This window comes from Marinoscillum sp. MHG1-6 (assembly GCF_024714475.1).
Lineage (GTDB): Bacteria > Bacteroidota > Bacteroidia > Cytophagales > Cyclobacteriaceae > JAMZMI01.
On sequence record NZ_JAMZMI010000001.1, the window covers coordinates 253,481 to 268,603 of the forward strand.

Sequence of the window (15,123 nt, forward strand, 5' to 3'; positions counted from 1 at the left end):
ATTAGCTAATATTCAACTGCTCGCTTGTCTTTCCGAACCTTCTTTCTCTTTGTTGATAGGAGTTAATCGCATTATAGAGGCAGTCTTTTCCAAAATCCGGCCATAGCACTTCAGTAAAGTACAGCTCCGTGTAAGCCATTTCCCATAACAGAAAATTACTGATCCTCATTTCTCCGCTTGTACGAATCAATAACTCAGGGTCAGGTATATTCTTTGTAGATAAATAAGAGCTAATCAAGTCATTATTGATGTCCTCCACATCTATCTTACCTTCCCTGGTATCTGAAGCGATTTCCTTTACCGCTTGATTGATATCCCAGCGACCACTGTAATTCAGCGCCAATATGAGATTAAGTCCTTTATTATTTTTAGTTTTTTCTTTTCCCTTAAGTAGTTTTCGATGAACCTTATCGGGCAAGCAACCAATATCTCCAATAAAATCAAGTTTCACATCCCTGCTCATCAAGGAGTCCAATTGATCATTTAGTGTGCTTACCAGCAGGTTCATTAACCCATCTACTTCCAACTTTGGCCTTCCCCAATTCTCTGTTGAAAAAGTATAAAGGGTGAGGTATTTTACGCCCAGCTCACCACACGCTTCAGTAACATCTTTTACAGATTGTATCGCGTGCCGATGACCAAACAACCGGGCAGCACCTTTCCCTTTGGCCCAACGCCCATTACCATCCATAATAATGGCGATATGTTTAGGTAGTTTGTCGGGATTAATTTGTTGGGTCATTTCTCAAGGCCTATCACAGTCAAAAAGGCTACAAATTTGTGCTTTTTTTCTATCAACTGTGAATATTTAAACAATTTTTAACAGCTAGTGCTCCCTGATTTTCATTAAGATAGATTGATTCGGGATATACGGGAAGGGACATGGAATTTTGTACAAAACATAGGTGAGTGTAATGCCTGTGTAAAAAAACCAATCGTCATCATTCGGATTTCCAAATTGATAGTCTTTAATGAGAATGTCTCCATCGGAAATCCCATCTAAGTAATCAAAGAATGTTTTGCGTAAGCCAATTTCTGCCCCAAGGGTAAATTGCTTCCCTACCAGATATTTGACGCCGAAACCAGCAGGAATTGTTGCCTGCAAATGGTTGAAATCTTCATATGTGGGGCCCACATCATTCAGGTTAATAAATCCCACACCCATAAACGCGTAAGGAGACCAGTCATTTGGCTTTTTCTCATTTCGATAATCCAGAAAATGAAATTCGAAAACGGAATGATACGCTAGGACACCATACTTAAAGCTATGTCCTCTTTCTTCGCTGAGGATATCCACACCATTCACATCATCCCCGGAAACATGCCCATAGCCCAATCCCATTTTGAGACTAAGAACCGGTGAGAAATTCATTCGAAAAACTCCAAATCCTGCCAGATTAGACTGAGAAGGACGCGGGAATCTGTTTAAATCCCCGGTGTAGTTAAATGCGCCAATGGACCCACCAAACTCCAGAAATTGTGCCTCTAATTGAAGAGACAACAGAAGGGAAAGAAAAATTAATATTGATTTCAACCGCTACCTATGTTTAGCACCCTGGTTTTTTCTTGTACCCAAGATGTATGTTACTTTCAGTGTAGTAACGATGTAAGCGTCATTATCTTTTGGATTACCTCTATTTTGTCCGGTTGTGTCACCTCCTCCTTCATTACTTTCAACATAATATGACATTCCGGTACCCTGCCCTACAGAAATATTTTCCCGGGGATCACCGGAGAGGGCATCCACAGCTTCAGCGCCCCTGGCTGACATGATTCTTGCCACAGGATCATCAAATTCATCCAACTTGACATACGTTCCGCTCACGTCGTCGACATAATCTGTAAACAAATAACGATAGCCAATTTCCAATCCCACGTCAAATGGTGTATCTGGTATACGTAAGCGTGCACCAATTCCAAAAGGGATCGAAAGCTGGATCGGACTATATGGTTTTTTATCTATTGTTCCCAGGTTTTGACCCTCAGTTCCCAGTTTCCTTAAGCTTACCCAGTTACCCGCCTGAGGTGCTGCCACGCTTCCATTTGGATCAGATTGATAATCAAAATCGGGTACCAGACCCTTAGGGTCATGATAAAACACACCACCTCCTGCAAAAACGTATGCATTGAATGGCAATCTTACATTGGGTCCACCATAGTTAGGAAACAGATATATCTGAAGCCCAAGATGAAATTCGTAAATGTCGTTTCGAAAACTCAGGTTCCGCTGATATCGCCCACCGCTTACTTCCAACGCAGGATCTGCTGAAAAATCTGACCCTTGCAGTCTACCCCAGTTGAGTCCTGCACGAACGGCCATCTGTGACTGGAATTTATACCCAAAATTGAACCCGAAACCCGGACGTGTAAAACTCACATCTGTACTGGCCGCTCGACTGAGTGGAGCAAGGTCTCCATAGTAATTCAGCGCATTGATATTCAGCCCGGCAAACTCATAGGGTCGAAACCTGCCACCTACCATACCCCCATGATATCGGGTAATCGCTTTGTTTTTGTTTTTACTCTTGCCGTACTTGCTCCTTCTTTGAGCCTCAGCATCCAAAGATCCAAAGATCAGTAAGATCAATAAGGAATAAACGAAAATAGGTTGGAGTCGCATTAGCTAGTAAACTGTGGATAACAAAAGTATCAAAATACCATCATTTCTATAATAAATACATTTAATTTCTGCGGTCAAGGCCCCAGGTGAGCTTTCCACGAAGGGTGTCGAGGAACGAAATACCCTTAACTTTCACCAAATTAGCAGAAAACGGCGCCTTTCTCACTGTTATCATCGCCCCACTCTTCATCGCCTCAGATCGCGAATCCATCGAAACCAGAAAAGATTGATCCCGCGTTTCGATTTCGAAAATCAATTCACTATCCTCTGACACAATTAATGGTCGGACATTTAGATTATGAGGGCTGACCGGGGTAATGATGAAATTTTTAGTCTGTGGCATGATCACCGGACCCCCACAGCTTAAAGAATATCCTGTTGAACCGGTAGGCGTAGAGACCATGAGCCCATCTGCCCAATAGGTATTCAGGTATTCATTATTGAGATAACATCTTACCACGATCATAGAAGATGAGTCCTTTCTCAATATCGCACATTCATTAAGGGCGAAATTGGTTTTTTGAAAACCGGGAACATCCGAATTCAGCTCCAGCAACGTTCTCTTATCTAACTCAAATTCCCCGTTAAAATAGTTTGTAAGTGCCGAATCCAGGTCATCCTGAGAGATACTGGCCAAAAAACCGAGTCGCCCCAGGTTGATTCCCATAATTGGTACCTCTGCCGACCCTACATAGGTCAATGTATCCAATAAGGTTCCATCTCCTCCCAGACTGAGTATCATTTCAAATCCTTTCAAATTATCTCCTTTTTCAAAAGTTGGAAAGGAACTCAGACAATCCAGCGACTGACTTTTAAGCCTTTTTGAAACGGCTACCTCACTTTTTTCTTTGAGTAACCTATTAACCAGAGCGTCTACAAGGGGAATTGATTCTTCACTGATGTTTATTCCATGAATAGCGATATTCCTCATTGCTAGATTTTCAGGTATTTAAGGAAAATATCCAGACGCTCACGGTCCTGGTCATCATCAGCCACTGTATTGAATGACGACTCAATGGTAAAGCCATGGTTTCCAAGAGAGGCCACCACACGCCCGGTGTCTTCCACATTGAGTTTTAGCGTTAATAATATTTTGGATGGATCGTCAATATATTCACTTATATAAGAGGCCAGAATCTTGGCATCGTTTGCTTCTACCAGCCTGCTGATTTCTGATAAAGAATAATCAATAGCCTTAAGCTTCAGCGTCAATATAGCTCCGGGTGTAATAACGGAGCTCGACTTGGCAAACGCCTCTACAACATCCTCCGTAGAGATGACCCCTACATAATGACCGAGATCATCAATGATCGCCACAATCCGCAACCCTTCCACACTTGCCATTTTAAGCACATCATAATAATGGCTAAATTCTGAAACCTGGCAATTTTCTCCTGTTAGAGGATATTCTCCAACATTTGTAAAGCGTAGTGCATCATCGAATAACATTTCTTCGGTGATGATCCCCATAAACCTGTTCTCAGCGACCACCGGAAGCTGCGAGAGCCTCAGCTCATCCATCCACAGTTTAGCCTTACCGATATCATCGGTGGGCTTCAGTGGTGGAATCATAAAGTTTATCAGCTCTCTGGCTATCATTTTTTAAACGGATACTTTTAAAAACTCGTCTACTATAGCATTGAACTCCTCAGGCCTCTCCATCATTGGTGCATGACAGCAATGATCAATAAACCTCAAGGTAGTATTTGGAATCAGTCGATCAAACTCGTGCGCTACATAAGGTGGAGTGATCGTATCATTTAAGCCCCAAACCAATAATGTTGGGACCTGTATCGCTTTAATTTCTTCGGCCATGTTATTACGCTGCGCCGACTTAGCGATGGCTACTATTCTCAACGCCTTCGGAATACTCTTGGTCGTTTCAAATACCTCATCTACCAACTCCTTAGTGGCCGTTTTAGGATCATAAAAGGTATAGGCCACACGCTCTTCAATGTATTCATAGCTCCCCCTTTTTGGGAAAGATCCTCCCATGGCATTTTCAAACAACCCCGAACTTCCGGTAAGGATCAGGCTGGACACTTTGGTCGGGTTTTTCAAGGTAAAAATCAAACCCACATGTCCTCCTAAACTGTTGCCGATAAGGTTAAGATTGCTTAATTCCATTTCATCAACAAACTCTTCAACGAACTTGTTCAATGCATCCAAACCGGCCTCTTTGATGGGCATAGTGTAAATCGGCAGCAAGGGTATGATGACCCGATAATCCGATGAAAATCTTTTAACCACACTATCCCAATTGCTCAGCGCCCCGAAAAGACCGTGAAGCAGCAAGAGAATCGGGCCCTCACCTTCATCTATATATTGAAACTTATTTCTCTCTTTAATTTCCATTCTCGATAAATCTACAAAAAGGTATACACAGACTCTGAATTACCCCCAAAATTTTCGAGGGAATCCATCATATCTTTGATCAATGGGATAATTTCGGAGACCCACGTGAAAACAGTCGGTCCAATCATCTCAACTAAAGGGTACAGAAAAGAGTCGCCCGCCATCTCGGATGACAGCCTGATCCCGAGTGAATCAAATACCCAAATAAATACACTCAAAATAAAGGCCAGCTTGAACATGCCGGCCAAAGCTCCCAGAATATTGTCGAATAATCCCAGAAAGGTGACATCAATGGCTTTCTTAAGAATTTTTGCCCCCAGGTTCATGATCAGAAGTACCAATATGAATAGCATCACAAAAACTCCCACGGAAACCAGTTGCGCAAACTGGCCATCTCCCATAAAATGATTGCTTACCGGGATGGTCAGCTCGATCGCTACGAAGAGGCCCACGAAAAATCCGATAAAAGAAAATACCTCGACAATTAAACCTTTTAGATAGCCTTTGATCAGACCAAAAAGGAAGACTACCAAAAAGAAAATATCCAGAAACTCCAAGTTGCTTATGACAATAGCTTTTTAGCCAACATAGAAATCATTTTACCTTCAGCCTGTCCGGCCAGTTTTTTAGTCGCTGCACCCATTACCTTGCCCATATCCTGTGGGCCTGCAGCTCCAACTTCATCAATTACCTGCTTCACGGCAGCTTCCACCTCTGCTTCAGACATCTGTTTTGGCAAAAACTCCTCTATTACCTCTAGTTCTCCCTTCTCCTTTTGCGCCAGATCATCTCTTCCCTGCTCCTCAAATACGTCAATAGAATCCTTTCGCTGCTTTGCCGCTTTCATTAAAAGCTTCAATTCAGTGTCTTCGCTTAAGTCACCAGAGCCGCCCTTTTCCGTTTCCGCCAGGAGTATTGATGATTTGATCGACCGAAGGGCCGTCAGCCTTTCTTTATTTTTATTAAGCATCGCCTGCTTGATCTCCCCCTCAATTTTTGCTTTTAAACTCATATTCTATTTTTTATGAACAAATTTGCCTTGAAAATTGTGTTATTTCAATGACCAAACTTAGCGTAAACATCAACAAAATTGCAACTCTGAGGAATGCGCGTGGTGGTAACAATCCAAATGTCGTAAAGAGTGCAATTGACTGTGAAAAATTCGGTGCTCAGGGCATTACCGTCCATCCAAGGCCGGATGAAAGGCACATTACTTATCAGGATGTCCTCGATCTGAAGGAAGTGGTCACCAAAGAATTCAATATTGAAGGCTACCCTGACCAAAGGTATTTAGGCATTATTGATAAAGTAAGACCCGATCAGGCCACCCTGGTTCCGGATGGTCCCGATGTCCTCACCTCATGCGCCGGATGGGATACCATTAAAAAAAAATCCTTATTAACCGATCTGATTGCTGAACTCAAGGAATATGGTGCCCGGGTTTCCATATTCGTTGATCCCGATCCTAAAATGGTCGAAGGGGCCAAAGAAGTAGGTGCAGACCGTATTGAGCTTTACACCGAACCTTATGCAGTAAATTTTCATGAGGATAAACAAAAAGCGGTGGCAGATTATATCACCTCGGCACAACTGGCTCAGGAGATAGGTTTGGGCCTGAATGCCGGCCATGACCTTGATCTTCACAATCTTCAATTCCTTAAACAACAAATTCCTTATCTGGATGAAGTATCAATAGGTCATGCCCTGATTTGCGATGCGATCTATTATGGCCTTGAAAATACCATTCAGATGTATCTGAGGAAACTTCAGTAGGCCCTTACATTATCAGTCCAAATCATATTTAGCACTTTATTAACACACATTACCAGATGAAATTGAATTTCAGAACTCTTGGAGAAGGAAAGCCTTTGATCATCTTACACGGCCTATTTGGATCTGCGGACAACTGGCAGACACTAGCCAAAGGATTTGCCGGTAACTATCAGGTTTATCTTGTTGATCAAAGGAATCATGGGGCATCCCCTCATAGCAATGAATTCAATTATGATCTAATGGTACAGGACCTAAAAGAGCTATTCGATGATGAAAACATTGGTCAGGCCAGCATACTAGGACATTCCATGGGAGGGAAAACCGCCATGTGCTTTGCCGCACAGTATCCTGAACTGGTGGATCGATTGATCGTGGTAGATATAGGTCCAAAGCAATATCCTCCCCATCACGAAAATATTTTCAATGCCTATCGATCCCTTGATTTATCAAAAATAACTTCCAGAAAGGAAGCAGAGGAAGAACTAAGCAAGGTGATTCACGAGGTAGGTGTTCGACTCTTTATTCTGAAAAACCTGGGAAGAAATGGGGATAATGGCTTTGAATGGAAAATCAATCTGGATGGATTGGAGGCTAATGCTTCAGAAGTAGGAAGGGCTCTGGATGCTTCGGATAAATTTGACGGCCCCACCCTGTTTATTGGTGGAGCAAATTCTCATTACATCAAAGACGAAGACAGCGACACCATACTTAGCCATTTCCCTGAAGCATCGATCCAAAAAATAGATGGGGCAGGGCATTGGGTACATGCCGATAAACCGAAAGAGCTCTATGAAATGGTTTCCGGCTTTTTATCCTAGTTTATTGATCAAATAAAAAATCACCGAAAGAATCAGGCTGATAAGTATGGACGTGACGATCGGAAAATGAAAGGTGAAATTTTCTCGTTTGATCACAATGTCCCCAGGCAATCCTGAAAAGCCATTTTTCTCAAAAAATAGCGAGATTGCACCAATGATGATCAGCGCAATTCCAATGTAGATTATGTACTTTCCCATGGCTAACAGAGGTTCTGTATTTCTTATTCCAAGTTACTTATCTGAGCAAAACGATGCCAGTTTCATCGCGCCCATGGTACAGGATGTCATCAAAAACACCAGCCTGTTTTTGGTGGAAAACGTTCGTACAGCCAGAAGGTTCATCAGCAGCCTGAAACTTGGGATTGACATCCCATCCCTGCAATTTGAACTATTGGACAAAAAGACCTCTCCACAGGAATTGTCAAGGATGATTAAACCTGTTTTGGAAGGAAAAAATATAGGGATCATTTCAGAAGCTGGATTACCCGGGCTGGCTGACCCCGGAAGTCTTGCCGTAGCCTATGCCCATCGTAACGATATCCAGGTCATTCCCCTTCCCGGGGCTTCTGCAATACAAACTGCATTGATTTCATCCGGTTTCAACGGACAGCAATTTACTTTCCACGGATACCTGCCTATTCAGAAAAATGATCGGGCCAAGGCAATCAAAAGTCTTGAAACAGACCTCCAGAGAACCGGATACACGCAGGTGTTCATGGAGACCCCTTTTCGTAACATGCATTTATTAGATGACCTTTTCCAGCACCTTGGTAATAACACCCTACTGCACATTGCTTCCGATGTATTCGGAGCGAACGAATTGGTGAAAACAAAGACTATCGGACAATGGAAAAGCCTAAAACCCAACCTTCACAAAATACCTACCGTATTTTGTATCGGTCAAATGTCTTAAAAATGAGGTGTTTATTCCTTGAAACCTCTAAATTTGCAGCCTCAAAATAAAAACAACACATGTCCTATTTATTTACATCAGAATCTGTTTCAGAAGGTCACCCTGACAAAATCGCTGATCAAATATCAGATGCTTTGGTTGATCACTTCCTGGCATTTGACCCTCAGTCAAAAGTCGCATGTGAAACTTTGGTGACTACCGGACAGGTCGTATTGGCCGGAGAGGTTAAATCAAAAACCTATCTCGATGTGCAGCAAATTGCCCGTGATGTCATCAAAAAAATAGGATACAATAAGTCAGAATACATGTTCGAGGCAAATTCATGTGGAATTTTATCCTCGATCCATGAGCAATCTCCCGACATCAATCAGGGCGTAGATAGAGTAGACCCAAAACTTCAGGGCGCTGGTGACCAGGGAATGATGTTCGGTTACGCCACGGATGAAACAGACAATTACATGCCACTGGCATTGGATTTGTCTCACAAAATCCTGATCGAACTAGCGGCTCTAAGAAGAGAATCGAAAGAAATCACCTACCTGAGGCCAGATGCCAAAGCCCAGGTAACGATCGAATACACGGATGATAACACACCGGTGCGAATCGACACGATCGTAGTATCTACACAGCATGACGACTTTGATGAAGAGGCGACCATGCTCGCAAAAATCAAAGAGGACATCATCAACATCCTGATCCCACGAGTAAAGTCTCATCTGAAGCCGGAACTTCAGCATCTTTTCAATGATGATATCAAATACCATATCAACCCAACCGGTAAATTCGTTATCGGTGGACCTCATGGAGATGCAGGTCTAACGGGAAGAAAGATCATCGTAGATACTTATGGAGGTAAAGGTGCACACGGTGGTGGGGCATTTTCCGGTAAGGATCCTTCTAAAGTAGACCGTTCTGCAGCCTATGCTACGCGCCACATTGCGAAAAACCTGGTAGCCGCAGGCTTATGTAAAGAAGTATTGGTACAGGTGTCTTATGCCATTGGAGTGGTAGAACCAATGGGACTGTATATCAATACTTACGGCACTTCTAATGTGAACGTCAGCGATGGAGAGATTGCCAAAAAAGTATTGGAAATCTTTGACATGACGCCTTATGGCATCGAAACACGCCTAAAACTGAGAACTCCAATGTACTCTGATGCGGCGGCATACGGTCATATGGGAAGGACTTCAGAAAAAATCAGTAGAACCTTTACCAATGGAGAAGGGGAAACGAAGACGTTTGAAATCGAAACCTTTACCTGGGAAAAACTGGACTTCGTTGAGAAAGTGAAAGAAGCTTTCAACCTAGAGAGCGTAGCTACCAGTCTATAACTCTCTTATCTCTAAAAAATTTACCTGTTGAGATGGCTGGCTCTGTAGCCAGCCAAACCGCAGTTTCAGCTCCTCTTTCTACAGATCGGGAAGCATTTGCTCCACCCATATCCGTTCTTACCCAACCCGGGCAAACACTATTCACCTTTATTTTTGGCTGCTCTGAGGCCAAAATGGCTGTAAAAGAATTAAGCGCAGTTTTCGATATGCGATAAGCCGGATAGCCACCCCCCATGCTGGAAAGTGCCCCCATACCTGATGATAGATTCACTATCCTCGGGTCAATGCTTTTTAGCAAATAGGGAAGGAGTAACTGAGTGAGGAGAATTGGTCCTTTCAGGTTCACTTGCAACATCCTGTCAAGTACTTCCATCGGTAAATTCCGGAGGTGATAATCCGAATCCTTCAAAATAGCTGCATTATTAATTAGTACGTCGACATGGTCGGCGTGGCGTCCTAAGGCATGTACAAATGTTTCAATGCTCTCCGGCTCTTCAAGATCAAGTTGGAAAAAATGCACATCGTAATCAGCCAGTTGTTTTTCAGCCTCCAGGCCTTTAGACGTATTTCGAGCTGTGAAAATAATTTCATGCCCCAATACCGCTAATTGCCGGGCTATTTCAAAGCCGATTCCACGATTGGATCCGGTGATGACGATTCTTTTGGACATTACTGTTAAATGTACTTAAAATATCCCTTTAACAAGATTTTAGGCATGATCCGTTATTTGTTAAATGTTGTTAATCTTCTTCTATTTTCAATCAAATAGTTATTCACCAAATAATCTTCATAAAATGAACCAGTCAATTACTTTTTTTAAGGCCACCATTTCCTGCGTGGTTCTCGTTCTATGCATTTCCTGTGAACAGGAAGAAACTTTCCTGGATAAATCGACAAATTCTTTGCCTGCTAACGAAACTAATTCTAAAATCTATACCGAGAATATCATTTTTAATAATCATAATTATGTCGTTTCCTATTATTACGACAAAGATTCAACGGTGCAATTTCCTGATGAGGAATCGAAAAATAATTACCAAAAATTAGATTCTATCTATGAAAGGTACGAAGAGACACTAGCAACCTTCATCCCGGCCACAGGAAACGCCATCTACATTTTTCCAAGTGCTGAGGAATCAAAGATTTTCATGCAAAATCGTGTAAGAAGGGAAGGATCTCCCAGAATAATTCAACGCAAATCAATTGATCCTAACCTTAATCAAAATAGTCGAGTCGAGAATATGGATACTACCTCATCATTCGAACACGTTTATTATGTACCAGAACAATACTTAAAAGTCCAATTGTTAGGTAATGGTATATACTCCAGTTTGTCTGATTCCTTAGTTTACACCAACAACGAATCAAAACGTGATTCATGGGCACCCGATTTAAATCTCTCAAGCATTAAAGTTTATGATGACAAAAATTTTGGTGGAGACTATCGAGAAATTCTTAATCCAAATGGTAATTATAAAGAATCAACAATTGACAACTGGAATGAATACGTAGTAAATTTAGGTAATATTAACTTCAATAATAGGACTAATTCAATGAGGGTTTGGAATGCATCAACTAGGAGGATGGTGGCACGATTTTGGAAAAATTCTGCAGGATCCGGGCCTGTCCTGGATATTGAATTGCCTGAAAGGCTAGGGCCAGCTATTAACTCTGGATGGTATAGCGATTTATCCCAAATTAAGGTTAAGCCGGGCTGCAAAATCTCGTGTGAAAAATGGGGAAATGAGATTTCTGCTGTTTCATTTTTTTTGGTACTATTATAATTTGTGGGACGAGCCATATTTTGCAGGAACTACAAATGTTGATGTTTTAGTCCCTCAACCATACATTGACAATCAGCTTTCATTAAAAAAACGCTGGCACCTCCTATTGGTGGAATGCTGGAGCAACCAGTGCAGACAGACTTATTCATTTTTTAGAATTTGAAGTTGCTTCAATGAATACCGATATCATGGTTGGCATGTCACATAATAGCACCAATGATCCTTCATGGAATACGATAGATTACAACTGCTATGTTTCAGGCTGGTACAATGGAGATAAAATTCTCTTATATGAAAAGGGAGTATATAAATATACTTATCCTGATCCCTATCAAGTAGGTGATTTAATTACAATCCATAAAAGTTCTCAATCGCAATGGGTCTACATCTACCATAATTCAAAATATATTGGAGGGTTTAATACCGGCACGTACAACTACTTGTATTTTGATTCATCCATTTATCACCCAGAGGCTATCATACAGAACATAGGTACACTTCATAACTAATGAGAACGATAAGTATTGTCATTATTGGACTTCTTTTGGCGGCAACGGCAAAGGTAAATGCTCAATTTGTTTTAGGTCTGGGCACAGAGTTTGGTAATGAAATTGTGAAATTACCTCAGACCAACCCTTCTTATCCCAGTGCTCTCTATAGACAATTAGAAGGAATAAATGCTTATTATCTCCGTATGGGTTATGATTTTGATCACATTGAAGCCGGGTGCAACTTCGGCTTCAATGTTGATTACCTTAATAGACATTACAACTCCACTTACCCTACTGCTCAACGAACTCATCACTACAGCCTTGAAGGATATCTCCAGGCTTATATAAATAACGAAACAAGAATATACCCGATCATTTTTCTTTCCGCCGGATATCTATTCCATCTCCCCTCAGGGGTAGATTATCACACCCTTGTTTATCAAAACCGATCGGCATTTGGCATTGGAGGTGGACTAGTTGCTAACATCTTTTCCAATGTCCAGGGACGGTTCCTACTTACCACCGGGCTAACAAAATTTGATCTGTGTCTTAACTACAAATTCGTAAGATGAAGAAGTCATTTTTTCTCGCTCTTTTTGTTGTGCTAGTGTCCTGTAAAGAACCGGAACCGGAATTCGGGATTTTTATTGAGCCTGTTTATCTCTATCAGCTGATAGACAAAGCAAGCGGACAAGATTTCTTTGATGCACATGATTCGGTATATCACATACAAGAATATGATATTGTCAAACCTTCAACTTTTAGAGCTGCTCTATGGAAATATGATACGCTAAATGTACTCATTCTTAGAGATCCAGAGCTATATTTCTCAGATTATTTCGAAGTTAAATTAGCTTACGATGTATATCGTTTTGATATCAAATCGAAAGGCTCCTGGTATGAGCCGGAAATCTTTACATTGATATACAATGACCGTGCAGACTCTACTGTAATGGATTTCAAAAAGGACCCAATGCTGCTCGAAAAACTTCAAACCAGAAATACATTCGTGTATGGAGAAAATCCTCAGGAGCCTCCATTTGTATTCCCCATCTATCTGGAAAAGAAGTGAATCCCCCCTCTAAATGCCGTTTAGAGCAAGCCGGTTTCTATAGGATCAATCCGAAACCTGTGGGATATCCCTTTTTCTATATCTCCTCCTAAGGTTGAATATCCCTTCAATGCCAAAGACCTATATGAAAGGTAGGAAGAAATTGTTTAAGAAGTCATGCCATGATTTCTATTAGCGTTATAGGCAATCATCACATGACTAGCCTAACTTTTAGGGGGAGGCAATCATACACAATAAAGAGATGTAATCAATTCTACATTTCTGCCAGTGGTGTTCACTGATGAACACAATCTCCCCACAAAAATTTTGCTTGATCTTGAATCGACTATTGCTTTAGCAACTTAAATGCATGCGACCAGCGATTTTCAAGAAATCCGGGAATACACCATAAAATACAAAGTGGCTCAATGGCACGAGCAGCAACCGCGGAACCCATGTCCTCCCATTCCCATCCAAATTTTTCCAAAATCTCCTTTACTTCCGACTTGGCACCGTCATCATCTCCTGCGATAAACATGGTCGGCACACCCTCACTGAATTTTGGGTCGACCATCAAGGCCGCACCGACACTGTTAAACGCCTTAACAAAATTTGCCTCAGGAAAAGCCTGCTGCAGCTCCTCCATTAATGAGCTATCCTTTCTCGTGAAAAAGCTCAAAACACCACCATTTGGAGCTACCTTGTCATCAATCGGGTTCGTAGCGTCAATGATCGTTTTGCCAGAAAGGTTTCCTGATCCTGCCATTTCAAGGACTGCTTGAGCTGCATGACCCTTTACGGCAAGGACTACTATATCACCAAAGGAAGCAACCTCTTCAAAAGACCCAACTGTAACACCAGCATGTGCTGACCAATCTTCCAATTTCGAAACGTCTCTGGTTCCTATTTTAACCTCAAATCCATGTTTTTTAAATCCGGAAGCCAGCGTTTTCCCAACGCCACCTGATCCTAATATTCCAACTCTTTTCATATTGCTTGTACAACTAATTGTTTATAAAAAATTTATTTTAATGATTCGCTGGCATTATAAATCTCTGTCGCCAGCCTGTACGAGAATTCCGCCCCCAATGTCTTATTATAACCCTCAAATACCTGAGTCCAAGCACTGCTTAACTCCTCATTTTTGGATAGACTTTTTTCTGTTGGTTGAATTAAACTCTTCTTACCGTCAGACGCTCTTATGATGTACCCCTTGCTCTCCAGCTTATCCAGAAACCGCGTAATAGTCGAAGGTGTCATATGCATTTCCCTGGCGATTTCTGAGGGAGTTACCCCCGGATTTCGGTTAACCACCATGAGTGTAAAAGCATAAGACGGAGCCAATCCGGTTGGTGCAAACGCCTCCTCCGCCAATTTGGTCAGATTACGCGCAAGCGAGTTGGCCGAAAAGTATAAACATTCACAAAATATTGATTTTTCGTCTTTCATATTTGTATGTACAAGCAATTAACGGTAATTATTAAGATCGGTTCTATATTCCTCAACTTTTTTCAAACTTTTATTCTTCTGCCGAGCCTTTCAGGTTTTTCGCCCAATTGATCAGGAGTTCCCTTTCCTCCCTGGTAAGATCAGCTTCAGGGTGTATGCTGACATATATAGGTAGGGGCATCTTTCCTTCCTCTACCTCCTCAGCTATCTCTTCGAGCTTATGATTCTTCTTTTTTAAAGAGTAGGGGATCCATTCAGAGAAATTCAGCTCTTCACGTCCTTCTTCTACATCATGATAGACCAACCAGCTAACAGGTGCAATATTTCCGTACCATGGATAGACGGTTTCATTAGAATGACAATCATAACAGGCCTTTCTCAGTATTTTGCTCACCTCGGGTGCGATGAGTACTTCTTTGTGAATATCATTAGGGTTGTCCAGCGTCGTCTCAGGTTTGGTTCCAGGGAAAAGCTGAAGAACTACTAATGTCACCAAAGCGAATACTAAGACGTAGATAATTATCTTCTTCATGAT

General features: G+C 41.7%; 21 protein-coding genes. 8 read left to right on the forward strand and 13 right to left on the reverse strand.

The genetic code is table 11. The features are described 5' to 3' along the window. Position 1 precedes the first annotated feature (1 nt). The 8 genes from NXR94_RS01165 to NXR94_RS01200 form a co-directional block, all read right to left on the reverse strand. Complete coding sequence (locus tag NXR94_RS01165) at positions 2-742, reverse strand: isoprenyl transferase (RefSeq protein WP_258102723.1); 741 nt, start codon at positions 740-742, stop codon at positions 2-4. Between the two features lie 84 nt (positions 743-826). Beyond that, complete coding sequence (locus NXR94_RS01170; protein WP_258102724.1) at positions 827-1,534, reverse strand: porin family protein; 708 nt, start codon at positions 1,532-1,534, stop codon at positions 827-829. Between the two features lie 3 nt (positions 1,535-1,537). Beyond that, positions 1,538-2,620 carry a DUF6089 family protein gene (locus NXR94_RS01175; protein WP_258102725.1) on the reverse strand — a complete coding sequence of 361 codons (1,083 nt, stop codon included), beginning with the start codon at positions 2,618-2,620 and terminating at the stop codon, positions 1,538-1,540. 61 nt (positions 2,621-2,681) lie between these two features. Further along, positions 2,682-3,551 (reverse strand): NAD kinase, encoded by an 870-nt coding sequence (locus NXR94_RS01180; protein ID WP_258102726.1) that lies wholly within the window; start codon positions 3,549-3,551, stop codon positions 2,682-2,684. Between the two features lie 2 nt (positions 3,552-3,553). Then, positions 3,554-4,192: a CBS domain-containing protein gene (locus NXR94_RS01185; protein WP_258102727.1), complete on the reverse strand. Its 639-nt coding sequence runs from the start codon at positions 4,190-4,192 to the stop codon at positions 3,554-3,556. 30 nt (positions 4,193-4,222) lie between these two features. Further along, positions 4,223-4,975 carry an alpha/beta fold hydrolase gene (locus NXR94_RS01190; RefSeq protein ID WP_258102728.1) on the reverse strand — a complete coding sequence of 251 codons (753 nt, stop codon included), beginning with the start codon at positions 4,973-4,975 and terminating at the stop codon, positions 4,223-4,225. Between the two features lie 11 nt (positions 4,976-4,986). Then, positions 4,987-5,532 (reverse strand): CvpA family protein, encoded by a 546-nt coding sequence (locus tag NXR94_RS01195; protein WP_258102729.1) that lies wholly within the window; start codon positions 5,530-5,532, stop codon positions 4,987-4,989. 5 nt (positions 5,533-5,537) lie between these two features. Continuing rightward, positions 5,538-5,987 carry a GatB/YqeY domain-containing protein gene (locus tag NXR94_RS01200; protein ID WP_258102730.1) on the reverse strand — a complete coding sequence of 150 codons (450 nt, stop codon included), beginning with the start codon at positions 5,985-5,987 and terminating at the stop codon, positions 5,538-5,540. Positions 5,988-6,034: 47 nt separating this feature from the next. On the opposite strand from NXR94_RS01200, the gene NXR94_RS01205 reads away from it, so the two are divergent. Next, the gene (locus NXR94_RS01205) at positions 6,035-6,748 is read left to right on the forward strand and encodes a pyridoxine 5'-phosphate synthase (protein WP_258102731.1); all 714 of its coding nucleotides are present in this window, start codon (positions 6,035-6,037) and stop codon (positions 6,746-6,748) included. A gap of 56 nt (positions 6,749-6,804) precedes the next feature. Beyond that, positions 6,805-7,566 carry an alpha/beta fold hydrolase gene (locus NXR94_RS01210; RefSeq protein WP_258102732.1) on the forward strand — a complete coding sequence of 254 codons (762 nt, stop codon included), beginning with the start codon at positions 6,805-6,807 and terminating at the stop codon, positions 7,564-7,566. Here the strand turns inward: NXR94_RS01210 and NXR94_RS01215 are convergent. Then, entirely contained in the window at positions 7,558-7,764 is a 207-nt protein-coding gene (locus tag NXR94_RS01215) for a DUF2905 domain-containing protein (protein WP_258102733.1), read from the reverse strand. The two genes, NXR94_RS01210 and NXR94_RS01215, sit on opposite strands and share 9 nt — an antisense overlap. Here NXR94_RS01215 and NXR94_RS01220 point away from each other — a divergent pair. Then, positions 7,763-8,479, forward strand: coding sequence for an SAM-dependent methyltransferase (locus NXR94_RS01220; protein WP_258102734.1), 717 nt, complete (start codon positions 7,763-7,765; stop codon positions 8,477-8,479). The genes NXR94_RS01215 and NXR94_RS01220 overlap by 2 nt on opposite strands. 59 nt (positions 8,480-8,538) lie before the next feature. Next, positions 8,539-9,813, forward strand: a complete 1,275-nt coding sequence (gene metK / locus NXR94_RS01225; RefSeq protein WP_258102735.1) for a methionine adenosyltransferase — start codon at positions 8,539-8,541, stop codon at positions 9,811-9,813. On the opposite strand, the gene NXR94_RS01230 is transcribed toward metK, so the two are convergent. Next, positions 9,800-10,483: an SDR family NAD(P)-dependent oxidoreductase gene (locus NXR94_RS01230; protein ID WP_258102736.1), complete on the reverse strand. Its 684-nt coding sequence runs from the start codon at positions 10,481-10,483 to the stop codon at positions 9,800-9,802. The genes metK and NXR94_RS01230 overlap by 14 nt on opposite strands. A gap of 331 nt (positions 10,484-10,814) precedes the next feature. Between NXR94_RS01230 and NXR94_RS01235 the strand changes: the two genes are divergently transcribed. The 4 genes from NXR94_RS01235 to NXR94_RS01250 all read left to right on the forward strand — a co-directional run bounded on the left by NXR94_RS01235 (position 10,815) and on the right by NXR94_RS01250 (position 13,160). After that, complete coding sequence (locus tag NXR94_RS01235; RefSeq protein ID WP_258102737.1) at positions 10,815-11,597, forward strand: hypothetical protein; 783 nt, start codon at positions 10,815-10,817, stop codon at positions 11,595-11,597. Between the two features lie 173 nt (positions 11,598-11,770). Then, positions 11,771-12,106: a hypothetical protein gene (locus tag NXR94_RS01240; protein WP_258102738.1), complete on the forward strand. Its 336-nt coding sequence runs from the start codon at positions 11,771-11,773 to the stop codon at positions 12,104-12,106. Further along, the gene (locus NXR94_RS01245) at positions 12,106-12,660 is read left to right on the forward strand and encodes a hypothetical protein (protein WP_258102739.1); all 555 of its coding nucleotides are present in this window, start codon (positions 12,106-12,108) and stop codon (positions 12,658-12,660) included. Before NXR94_RS01240 ends, NXR94_RS01245 begins: the two co-directional genes overlap by 1 nt. Next, the gene (locus NXR94_RS01250; protein WP_258102740.1) at positions 12,657-13,160 is read left to right on the forward strand and encodes a hypothetical protein; all 504 of its coding nucleotides are present in this window, start codon (positions 12,657-12,659) and stop codon (positions 13,158-13,160) included. The genes NXR94_RS01245 and NXR94_RS01250 overlap by 4 nt, the downstream gene beginning before the upstream one ends. Before the next feature lie 325 nt (positions 13,161-13,485). Here NXR94_RS01250 and NXR94_RS01255 read toward each other — a convergent pair whose 3' ends face one another. The 3 genes from NXR94_RS01255 to NXR94_RS01265 all read right to left on the reverse strand — a co-directional run bounded on the left by NXR94_RS01255 (position 13,486) and on the right by NXR94_RS01265 (position 15,120). Continuing rightward, positions 13,486-14,130 (reverse strand): NADPH-dependent F420 reductase, encoded by a 645-nt coding sequence (locus tag NXR94_RS01255; protein ID WP_258102742.1) that lies wholly within the window; start codon positions 14,128-14,130, stop codon positions 13,486-13,488. A 32-nt stretch (positions 14,131-14,162) separates the two neighbouring features. Further along, positions 14,163-14,588 carry a MarR family winged helix-turn-helix transcriptional regulator gene (locus NXR94_RS01260; RefSeq protein ID WP_258102743.1) on the reverse strand — a complete coding sequence of 142 codons (426 nt, stop codon included), beginning with the start codon at positions 14,586-14,588 and terminating at the stop codon, positions 14,163-14,165. A gap of 70 nt (positions 14,589-14,658) precedes the next feature. Further along, on the reverse strand, positions 14,659-15,120 hold the full coding sequence (locus NXR94_RS01265; RefSeq protein ID WP_258102744.1) for a heme-binding domain-containing protein: 462 nt from the start codon (positions 15,118-15,120) through the stop codon (positions 14,659-14,661). Positions 15,121-15,123: the final 3 nt, after the last annotated feature.